A 10,487-nucleotide genomic window follows, 5' to 3' on the forward strand; every position below is an offset into this window, starting at 1 on the left:
GGGTAATATATCTTGTATCTTGGAGCTTATAGCCTTGAGATCAATGAGATTGTCTTGAAGCGTAGAGGAGCCAACGGCTCTTAGAATAGTAGCATCTGGGTCTATGACTTCTTGAAACCATGCAGTACCTGAAGATTTATAGCTGTACCAACTGCTCCCTACACACCTCCAAGTCTTAGAAGCTTCCTCCTCAGTTAGGCGTCTGGAATAACCATCATTACCCCCCATATACCCGCTACTATCTTCACCGGGGAAATACCAAGAGCACTCAGTGGTGAATTTGTAATTTCCATCAGGTAGCTGGTAACGGGAAAGACCATAGTTGTTCATAGGCATCAAGACCGTTCGTCCTTGCAACAAAGAAAGAACTTCTTGAGGCGTTATGGCATTGATATTTTTCCGCAAAGACGATGCAGGATCAAGCCATTCAATGAGCTTGATGCCGTTAAAGAGAAGATCCCCGTTCGGGCTGATGTTGATAGCACCCTTTAGTATCTTGGAGCCGTCTTCTAGGGTGACAACGTTGCCGATTTTAAGCCAGTCGGGGGTCTTGCGGATTCTTGCCGTCACAGCCCCCTCAGAATTGACAAAGTTAATATTGCACGTAGAAGAATTGGGAGTTTGGCGTGCAACCAAATCCCCTTCCTTCCCTTTAGACAGCGAGACAAGATCGGAAATTAACTTGCGTGTTTCTTCGTCAAGTGATCCTCCACCCTGCTGTTGCTGTGGCACATCTGGTACACCAGTTTTCTGGGTCTTGGTTGGGACAACAGCTAACGGTGAGCTTTTCCAACTCTCTAAGACAACCTTAGCTCCCTCCTCTACTGGATTAATGATGTAGACAACACCACCAGCCCCGCCGCCTAGACAATCCAAGGTGTAGTCGACATCCTCGGTTAGAACCCTCTCAGACTGCCCTTCCTGAACAGTGACTCTGAACCCCTTTGTGGTATCGTAAGGAAATTCATAGTGACTGATACCGTTGATAGCTTTGTATACTATACGTCTGCTCATTCTTAATATCCTTTAACTGTCGGTGACCGATGGGGGAACACAGAATCCTTGTTCCAAAAAAAGCTCCTGCCTCTTCGCTCTTGCCTTTTTTGCTTTTCGCTCGTGTAATCGGGGTTAAACCAATCCATCATCTTGCCGTACAAGAGATGCTCATAGGGGGCGTTGGTGTACCACATGTTCATGAAAGGCGTGATGTGCCGAGTTGTTTCGCCTAAGGTCTGTCCTATACCAGCTTTGCCTTTGATGCCTTTTGTGAGAGAAGATGCAACATTGCTTGCTATACCAGGAACAGCCCCCATAGCAGAGGTTGCACCTTTCCCCTCAAGAAAGGGCATGAACATGTTCAAATGAGGCACCAACGCACCGTTTCCTAAAGTGCCTTTTTTGATGGCTTCCACAGCGTTAGGATCTTCCCCTCTTAAAAGAGTTTTGATGACTTCTGTCCCTATACCTGCCATTGCTGTAGTGACCGCAAAAGAACCCTTAATGTTTTTGATGTTTAAACTTGATCCTTCGGGCATCTTTCCAGATTCAGGAAGATCTTTCATGTGCGTGAAATACAAACCAAAAGGAGTGACATGAAACTGAAGAAGCATACGAAGAGCTTCTCCTTGCAACGTTCCTGCTTTGTAGGTCAACAGCCCTAATCTATATTGATCACGCAACGAGGAACTCGTGGCTCCTCGCAATGCCGTCTGCACTTTACCGGATATCAGAGCATTGACCTTGTTCGCTACTTTGTTCTTAAGCCCTTGAGCTTCTTGGAATCTCACTTCTTCTATGCTTTTCTTGAGACCTGCAACATATGCTTCCGAACGCTCTTTGCCTTTCTCGGCCAATGCTTGCTTCTTGTCCGCTAGAACCTTCTTGAGCTTTTCAACTTCTGAGTATTTATGGGCATAGTCGGCGGACAAACTCTCTTGCCTACCACTCCGATACGTGGGGCTTTTCGTCTCCTCCAAGGTGGCAAAAAGTTTGTTCCTTTTGGCTAAAGCTTTAGAAGGGATGACATCTCTTCTTTCGGTCTGGGTTGCAATATCAGCGTTGAGCCTGTCTCTCTCTTTCCCGAGAGTTTTAACCTTTTTCTTGAATTCTTTCTCTTTTTGAGCAACGGTAGCGTTGTGCTCTTGTAACTGAGCGTACTTTTTCTTAATTGCCCTATCGTATTTTGCTTTTCTGATGACAAGCTGAGGGGCTCTCTCTTGCAACTTGGACAGATACTGGGGAACGTTGTCTCGTTTTGCCTTTGTTTTGTCGATATCGGCAACAATAGCTTTCTGTAGCTTTTCCTGTTCTGCAAAGTACTTCTTTGACTGCTCTGGTATTGACTTCTCTTCGATATCAATTTCCGACAAACGCTTCGTGTGGCGTTCAATAGCCCTGTCAGCCACGCTCTGTTGGAGGCGAGTAGCTTCCTTGAGCTCTTTTTCTGCCGTCTTGATGTCTCTTTCTAGTATCTCTAACTTTCTGGAGACTTCTGTTCCTGCTTCTTTGAGTTTAACTCCTAAGTCGATGAGTTCTTTGTCCGCCTTAGCTAAAGATTGAAGATGCTTTCCTTCTGTCTTAGCGAGAGAAGCCTCTATCTCCTTGGCAAGCTTGTCTCCTGATTCTGCTATCTTTTGCTCGTAGAAACCTGTCTTCTCCTTTGTGGAAGACGCAACGAGATCTGCCAAATCCGCATCTTTAATATCTTGAATATGTTTCGGCGTCTTAATGCTGTACAAATTCTGAGGACCGACAGTGCTATCGGACCTTCTCAAAACCTCAAATTCCAAAGGAGTGAAAGACTTGAACGCCTGTTTAATCTCTTTAGGCTCGTTAGAAGATAACAGATCATGCAGAGATTTGTACTTGTCGACATTTCTTCCGATTTGGTTAGAAATGATCAAGGTCGTTTGACTTCTACTATGCGTATCTAAAAAATGAGCACCTGACGCTTTTTGAACCATATCTGATACTGAGGAAGCAAAACCGTAAGCACGAGAGTCCACACCTGTACGATTTCCATTCGCAATGACCCCTTCGCCAAAAAGAGCGATGTCCGATATAAGAGAGTTTCTCTCAGCATGCCCCATATTTCGGATGGTTTGGATTTCTTCTTTGCTAATGCCCATCCTTTTAAGCATTTGGCGGACAATCAAGCCATCTTCTAGCAGGGCATCAATAGGATGTTTTCCTAAAAGAATAGCAGATGCCATAGCCCGCATGCCTGAAGCCCAATTAGCCCATACGACGTTGTCAGGACGTTGCCCGTTCTTGAGAGAATCCCACATGACCAAAGCACCCTCTCGGTCAATATCTAACTTGTTCTTTTTTCCGTATCCCAGTATCCCTTTTGTCTTCTGCCCAGTCGTTCCAGCCGTTGCTTGAGAATCAGAGTTATAAGCTTCTTCAATGCTCTTCCGAATGAAAGAATCAGCATTAATACCGATATTCTCCGCAATGATATTGTCTTTCACTAAAGACTTGAGATCCGTCGTGAGGAGATCCCCTAAATGCGTCGTCGTCCCATAGTTCTTGAGATACTCTAAATGAGATTCAGCATCTTTGAACTCCCATTCCCGAGTGTGTCGTCTCTTCTCCCCTACCTTGCCACCATAGCCTGTGATGTCTTTGCCTTTTTTGCTAATGATGGCATCAAAGCTTTGGGATGCCCTTTTTTCAAACTGAGCCTCAGTCCAAGGTTTGCCGTCTAGGTTCTTGAGTTTGGAATGGTCAACAAGTCTATACAGATCATTCACATACGCTGACTTTCCTTTAGCCTGCAACTTGTACGGGTCAGCAGGTTGCGGGATGCGATTTTCTCTGAACTCAAAAGTATTGCCTGCGATAGAGCCTCTAGCGTGTTCCTCTTTCATCGTCTTAAAATGATGCTTGGCAAAACTACTCGCTACAGGATTGCCCGTTTGGACACCTTTCATCTCTTTGAACACATCTAAAGTCATGGCAGGATCATGGACTAATCCAAAATACTTTCCTGTTTCTTTTAAATAAGGGGCGTAAGACGCAAGCCGAGCATTAACCGCTACTTCGATCTTCTTTTCCAAAGATACGGTCGTCGAACCCGCATGAAAAAAGAGATTGTTCAAAACTGCTTTCGTCTTGCCATGAATTCCTGCTTGATAAGAGTTGATCTCTTTTTGGAATTCTATTCTTTTGAACGCTTCATCAATATTCGTATGGAGATACTTTGTGGTTTCTTCAATACGAGATTGGAGAGCTTTTTCACCTGCAAGCTTAAGACGTTGAGCCCTAGACATTCCCTTAGCTGGTATATCTTTGAGATGCTTAACAATAGAAGCTTCTAGATATTCTAAATCGTCCTCATTTAAAACATTGCCGACAAGGTCTTTTGCTAATTGTATACACTCGGCTTTCATCAAGACCCTCCGTGTTCTAAGAAACAGTTGATGAGATTTTGTATCAAATCTGTCTTTTTAATCTTCTCTAGTGCTTCTATTTCTTTTTGAGAAACCTCTTTGATTTCTTGCGCTATATCTGGATTGTTCTTTTCTAATGAAGCCAAGCGGTGAGATGCGTATTCGTCAACACCTGAGAATTCGTTTTGAGGAGCTACAGGCTCTTGCTGAAGAGATTCTGAACTTTCTTTTAAAGGCTCTTTAACTGCTGGATCTTCAACTGCTTTCTCTTTTGGAGCTTTGACTTCTGCTTCAGAAAGAGCTTCTTTAACGGGTTGTCGGGCTACATCTTCAGGGAGCTCATACGGCTTGTGATGAGGATTTGCGATAGAGTTTTCCTCTATGATTTGAAGATTAGATGCATCAGGCTTTGGTACTTTTCCCTCTTTAACTGCCTCCAGACCTTTGCTGTACTCTTCGGCATGTGCCTGTTCAGCTTTAGGGTGAGTGGGTACGACAGGATCAGGAGTGCCCGTAGCTTTCTTCTCCATGACCCCAGCGTGATAAATATCTTTCGCCTCTTGAAGAGCGTGTTGAGGTATGTCCTTGTGGGTCAGGGCAACAGCTAATACATTAGTGACCACATCGAGAGCCATTCTTCCTTTGTCAAATGGTTCTATGTGATCTGCCATATCCGAATATCCAGCATCACGAAGTGTTTTAGATGCTAAACCAGCGGTGGCAGTCCCAGCTATGGGTGCAAAAACAGCTCCAGTACCGAGTCTCGTCAAAGCAGACTTCGCAGGGATATACGGAGTGGTCATCATTTGAACTGTCCCGCCTATACCCTCTATCGCTCCCAGTTTAAGAGCTGTACGAGGATCCACCCCTTTTTGAAGAGAGTCTCTCCTCGTCTCCGAACCTAGCGACAAAGCCATATTAGCCAATCCGCCAGCCTTCACGAACTTCATAGCTTGAGCACCCGCACCAAGATATTTCCCGACGTTGTAGGGAGCTATGTAGGCGGTTATAGAAGACATGGTGTCAATCAAACCCGCAACCGTGCCTTGCGTTTGAGGATCATGCCTAAAAGGAGATTTGTAGTCATCAGGCAAAGCAAAAGAAACTAAACTCTCCGCCATGCGGAAAGGAGTTTTTACAATCTGCTCCCCTGCCCCCTCAAAAAAGGTAGGATCTCTTAGGGTCTGCGACCCTAGATCCCTGACCCTTTCTTTCTCCTTTTTCTTGTCTTCTTCGGTGAGACTAAGATACATTGGGGCGTCCCCCCTTTTTTGCTTCTGGCATAGGTTCTGCTAAATCAATTAAAATAGGATCATCGTTTGCGTCATGCAAATAATGAAAGCCACTTTTGAGCCGATACACACCATTGCCTATGGTTTCGGTTTGTATGGAATCCATCATGTTAAAACGGTTAGCAAGCGGATAGACCTGTTCTAGTCTTTTGTTCATCTCTAAACGAAACGAGGATCTGTCCATGCCCCAAGGAGGAAGAACTTGAGATCCCCTATAGGTGGCATAACCTCCTCCTGAGATGATCTTAAACGCTTCTGCTATTTTGCTTGGATTGTCCGTGTTCTCCTTATAGCCGTTCACATCTGTGCCCGCCATGTAATTTAATATACCCTCTCTAAAAGAAGAAAATACCCTCGATTTTTCTTCTTCATCTGGAACATCACTGAAGTGAATGTGCTTTCTAAGCTCGGCATCAAATGTATTGCTCGTTTGGAGAGTATAGGCTTTTTTAGTATCACTCCTAATCCTCGCTCCTCTGAGCATGGATGTAGCTACTTTCCCAGAGGGGTATTCACTATCCCAAAACCAACCCACGTCTTTAAACGTCGCTTGGGTTGAAGCTATCTCTGCCACGTACGGCAGATAAGGCATGTCTAACGAACGTATAGTGTTTTTAAACGCCTCAGAATGAACCCCCCCGAGGCTTTTTCCCATCTCAACCAAGTTGTCAACCGCCTTAAGAGCAGGTTGTTTTTGAAATTCGTTTTTGAAATAGTGGGCTTCGTCATTGCTCAACAGCGAATAGCTCCTCAGCCCTTTTTCAGCTTGCAAACGATCCATGCCGATTTTGCGGGTCTTCAGAGTATACGCCCATGTGTCAATATCCTTTTCTAACGGCCGAACCCCATATTTGCCTGTCTCTATCGCAAACTTTAAAGGATCATCCGCAATAGTTTGCTGAAGATTCTTGAATGCCTTTTCTTGGAACGCATAAATCCTTAAACGCTTATCCAAATCTTTGGTATCATTCGTGTTAGGACGTTGCGACTGCAAATACTCTAAAGCCTGCTTGTAAGGTAGTCCCTTTATTTTATCGGTGAAATCCCCCATAGTCAGCAGTTCATCCGCTTTGTCTAACCACTCCTTGCCCGCTCTTTCTCCTAAAGTATGGATGACATTGTGGGGATCTGTCGATTCTAAGTTGAAAATGTCTCTAGGATTGCCACCTGCGTTGACCTGCGTTTCCATGTCGGACAACAAGCCCCTAAACTTGTCCCCTATCAGGCTCTTCGTTGATGCCTCTTTCTGAAAAGCCTTATTCAGAACCCTTACTTTCATCTCTGACGAGAGATGACCCCAACCTTCTATAGGAGGAGAAGAAGTATCACTCGTATTATCGACAGAATGCACGACCTCTATTTCAGGAACATTCAAGGCTTGTGATGCGGACGAACCGCCAACAGACAAATCCGTCATGGTTTTGTCAGATACCTTTTGCCCTTTTTTGCTCGTAGATGAAGACCCTCCTGATTTGCCAGCTATTCCTACTTTTCTTGCCCATGTCGTGAAAGCAGATGGGTTAACCTCAGCAGTGCCGAGAGCTTGAGCGTCTGCTAACTTGACACGCATTCCTTGTATTAATTTCTCTTTCCGTTCTGTGGAGACGCCAGACAAGCCGTGGATACCATCCATGATAGCTTTTTCAGAGGATTTGTACGTGTCATTGGTTGGATTTTCAAAAATAACAGAACTAAAATTCTCACCAGCTTGGTGGGTTTGGTTGATACCATGTTCTAGAAACTTCTTGTTCTTAATAGAGAGAACATCATTGAAATATTTAGCCCTTTCTGAAGCTATGGACTGCTCAAAATGCTTCTTCCCTCCTTGCGGTATCCTTTTGCCGATCTCCTCTGCCCGTTTGTCAAAGTTCTGCAGGGATGTTTCTTCTAGCTTATCGAAGCCCTCCATATCGGGGCTTTGCGTTTCCACTAGCTTCTGCTTCTCCCTAGCCGTTTCTAAAGACATGTCAGAAACAGCTTTCATGGATTGAAGCTGGGCAGACGATTTCATCATATCGGCGTGGGTCTTGATCGCTTTAGTTGCAACCTCTCCAAGTTTAACGAAGTTCCCGTAAGGATCGTACTGAGACCCCCCAATGGCAGGATGTGGTAAACGGCTTGTTGTATGCGACGACGCCGTATAACTTGCTGGAAGCTTATATGCCATTTTCGATCCTATTCTTCAAAGAACTGATCTAAGAAAGGGACGGTGTTCTTTAAAAACTCGCTACCGCCAAGTAACCAAGCGGCGTTCGACCTTTTCTGTGCTCCTGCGTACCGCCTTTTAGCCCACTTGTCGCTCATCAAATGGCGGTCTTTTTCTTCTAAGGCGTTTCTAAACATGGATAGCCTTTCATTTTCGGCCATTTCCATTTGTTGCCCTAAACCATACAATGCGGAATCACTTCGCACACCTGAAGACGCCATGGAACTTCTGATGTCTCCGAGGTGTTGTGTTTGGGCTATATCGTGCAATGTCGTTTTTTCGATACCTGATTGCTCTGCAAGTTGAGCGTCCTTTTGAGCGATTGCCTGTCGGTCAAGCTCTTCCTCCATCTGCATACCACTTTGGTGTTTTTCGGATTTGTAGGTTGCGTAGCTCGTAGCTAGACCAACTAGAAATAGGTAAGCGATTACTGGATGTATCATATGCCCCCGTGTGATATATCAATGCTCATAATGACACCCGTGATGATGCCATGCTCAGCTTTAGTTTGTTGCAAATGGACAGTTCCCGCTCTGCTTGTTGTAGAATGAACAAGGAACATCCGCTCGTCTGTATTGGAGGCTAATGTGAGAACACCATCATCCACGCCACATTTAAGTGTGTCCGCTCCCTCAGCTTCGACAAATACCGCTTTAATACGCCTTTTAGAATACGCAATGGCAGGGTCAGACAAAGCATCTCCAACATGAGGCAGGGTGACAGAGGAAGTATAAGGATAATGTATTCCATCTTTGCCATAGTCCAAAAAGTGTTCAGATTTCGGGGAGCTGGGATACTCTCCAATAATGGCCAATGTTTGAGTTATGATCTCCTCAGGGCGGTTGACAAGAAGACACAGAACATCACATTGTCTACGAGACGCAGAGGGAAAAGCCGTGATGTTCTCAATGAGAACAGCTCCTTCTCCCCCTAAGGTGTGTCTATGCCATGCAGATATTTTCTGCTCTTCGTCAAAAGTGACGCCAAACAATGATCCGTCATTCATCAAAACCCATATGACAGAAAACGGAATTTGCTGATAACAAATCTCTTTGATACCAACTGTCAACAAAGGAGAAACCATAGCAGAGAGGTTGGAGATTCTGTATCCTTCTCTCTCGCTATGAGACAAATGCAAGAGAGTACGCCCTGACCTCTGAACAAAAACAAGAGACTTTTGAACTTTGAGAACAATGCCATTCGTTCCATACGACGATATCTGTTTCAAGACACGGTGATTCGATCCTTTTTCAGAAAATTCCCATTCGCTATGATCCGTACCAATCACGAGAACATCTCTAAAACTACTGATCCAACGGATGTTTTCAGGGGCTTCAGAACAGATGCTAACGTCATAGGCAGAATCAGAAGTTGCTACATCTTGTTCCCCGCTAATGGAGGAAGTAGTAAACCCAAAGTCGGTTTTATGGACGCCTATTTTGGAAAAGAAAATTCTATTCCCTTTCACAAAGGCTAAACGATCTTTAAAAACCGTCACGTGAGAGGGATAACCTAAATGGGCACTAAAAGCACCCAAGTTCCAATCAGAAGTTTCCTTGCCTAGGATAGATTCCCGCTTAGCAAGGAGAGCCGAAGCATTCCCAAAAGCCACCTGTGCTACGCGGGCACTGATGACTTGCCTGATAGTCACCCAATACCAATGCAGGTACTGAGCCCCTGATCCATCATCCATTTTAAATCCTAGTCGTATCGGTCTTTGGCAATCTTCCTGTGTGAATAGGTCTTCACTACACACAACCTGCAGTTTGCCTTCATCGATAGTAACCGCCATAGTGGCAGTATCTTTGACCGTATCATTGCCTATGAACCGTGTGCCTAAATACGCTCCATCGGTTAATTCCATAGGGTTTAAAGCCCATCCATTCTTCGTCCTGCCGAGAAGATGAGGTGGATGTTTTGGATGCACAATACACCAGCCTGCCTTATCCCCTTGCACACCAGCTAGGGACGGTTTGAAGGACAATCCGATATTAGATGTAAAATTGAGATCCTCTAAATCCGAATCGCTGTAAGGGGTGGCAATGATAGGAAACAGCTCTATTGTTTCCGCTCCACCCTCTACCACGGCTAACGATTTTCTGCCAAATTCAAAGACGAAAGACTTCCCATCATGAGAAGCAGACGAAACAATACGATGCTTCCCATCTTGAATATTAGCATCTTTCAAATACGTAGCACTCGGACGACGGTACAAAGCCCCCTCTATTGTCGGAATGTAATTGCAACAATCGACCAGAGAACTACGATAGGATTCAAGATCCGTTCTTGAGCGAGAAATATGCGGGGATACAATTCCTCCAGAAAATGAATTTTGAACATGTGCTATTTTCACGAATAGTATCCTAACTTCTTGTTCTTTTTGATGCATTGAGCCGGTGGCATCTCAATAGCACCCGTCGTTTTTGCTTTGTCCATGAGCAACTCAAACTCTTTTCTCAAAGTCTGTTTGCGACTTTCAGACCCTAGGAGAGTGTCACACAACTCCAAGGCTATATTCGTAGCCAAGGTGTCAAAAAACAGAGGATCGCAATCCTCAAGGTCATTGAGCCTCGCTACGTATCGAATGGTCAGCGG

At 44.8% G+C, this 10,487-nt stretch carries 7 protein-coding genes; all 7 read right to left on the reverse strand.

Annotated elements, in window-relative coordinates:
• On the reverse strand, window positions 1–1,014 hold a 1,014-nt coding region (locus H0G72_RS04940), incomplete at its 3' end, for a hypothetical protein (RefSeq protein ID WP_182017673.1).
• 2 nt (window positions 1,015–1,016) lie between these two features.
• Window positions 1,017–4,394 (reverse strand): hypothetical protein, encoded by a 3,378-nt coding sequence (locus tag H0G72_RS04945; protein ID WP_182017674.1) that lies wholly within the window; start codon window positions 4,392–4,394, stop codon window positions 1,017–1,019.
• Window positions 4,394–5,647, reverse strand: a complete 1,254-nt coding sequence (locus H0G72_RS04950; RefSeq protein ID WP_182017675.1) for a hypothetical protein — start codon at window positions 5,645–5,647, stop codon at window positions 4,394–4,396. Before H0G72_RS04950 ends, H0G72_RS04945 begins: the two co-directional genes overlap by 1 nt.
• Complete coding sequence (locus H0G72_RS04955) at window positions 5,637–7,853, reverse strand: hypothetical protein (RefSeq protein ID WP_182017676.1); 2,217 nt, start codon at window positions 7,851–7,853, stop codon at window positions 5,637–5,639. Before H0G72_RS04955 ends, H0G72_RS04950 begins: the two co-directional genes overlap by 11 nt.
• 8 nt (window positions 7,854–7,861) lie before the next feature.
• Window positions 7,862–8,335: a hypothetical protein gene (locus tag H0G72_RS04960; protein ID WP_182017677.1), complete on the reverse strand. Its 474-nt coding sequence runs from the start codon at window positions 8,333–8,335 to the stop codon at window positions 7,862–7,864.
• Entirely contained in the window at window positions 8,332–10,245 is a 1,914-nt protein-coding gene (locus H0G72_RS04965) for a phage tail protein (protein ID WP_182017678.1), read from the reverse strand. The genes H0G72_RS04960 and H0G72_RS04965 overlap by 4 nt, the downstream gene beginning before the upstream one ends.
• A partial coding sequence (locus H0G72_RS04970; protein WP_409049326.1) for a phage connector family protein occupies window positions 10,242–10,487 on the reverse strand: 246 nt, incomplete at its 5' end. The genes H0G72_RS04970 and H0G72_RS04965, both read right to left, overlap by 4 nt.

It is taken from the genome of Candidatus Liberibacter sp., from assembly GCF_014048425.1.
Classification (GTDB): domain Bacteria; phylum Pseudomonadota; class Alphaproteobacteria; order Rhizobiales; family Rhizobiaceae; genus Liberibacter.

What these genes read in the sequence shown, in the direction of transcription:
- H0G72_RS04945 (WP_182017674.1), bottom strand. Translation starts at nt 4,394, where the DNA reads ATGAAAGCCGAGTGTATACAATTAGCAAAAGACCTTGTCGGCAATGTT.
- H0G72_RS04950 (WP_182017675.1), bottom strand. Translation starts at nt 5,647, where the DNA reads ATGTATCTTAGTCTCACCGAAGAAGACAAGAAAAAGGAGAAAGAAAGG.
- H0G72_RS04955 (WP_182017676.1), bottom strand. Translation starts at nt 7,853, where the DNA reads ATGGCATATAAGCTTCCAGCAAGTTATACGGCGTCGTCGCATACAACA.
- H0G72_RS04960 (WP_182017677.1), bottom strand. Translation starts at nt 8,335, where the DNA reads ATGATACATCCAGTAATCGCTTACCTATTTCTAGTTGGTCTAGCTACG.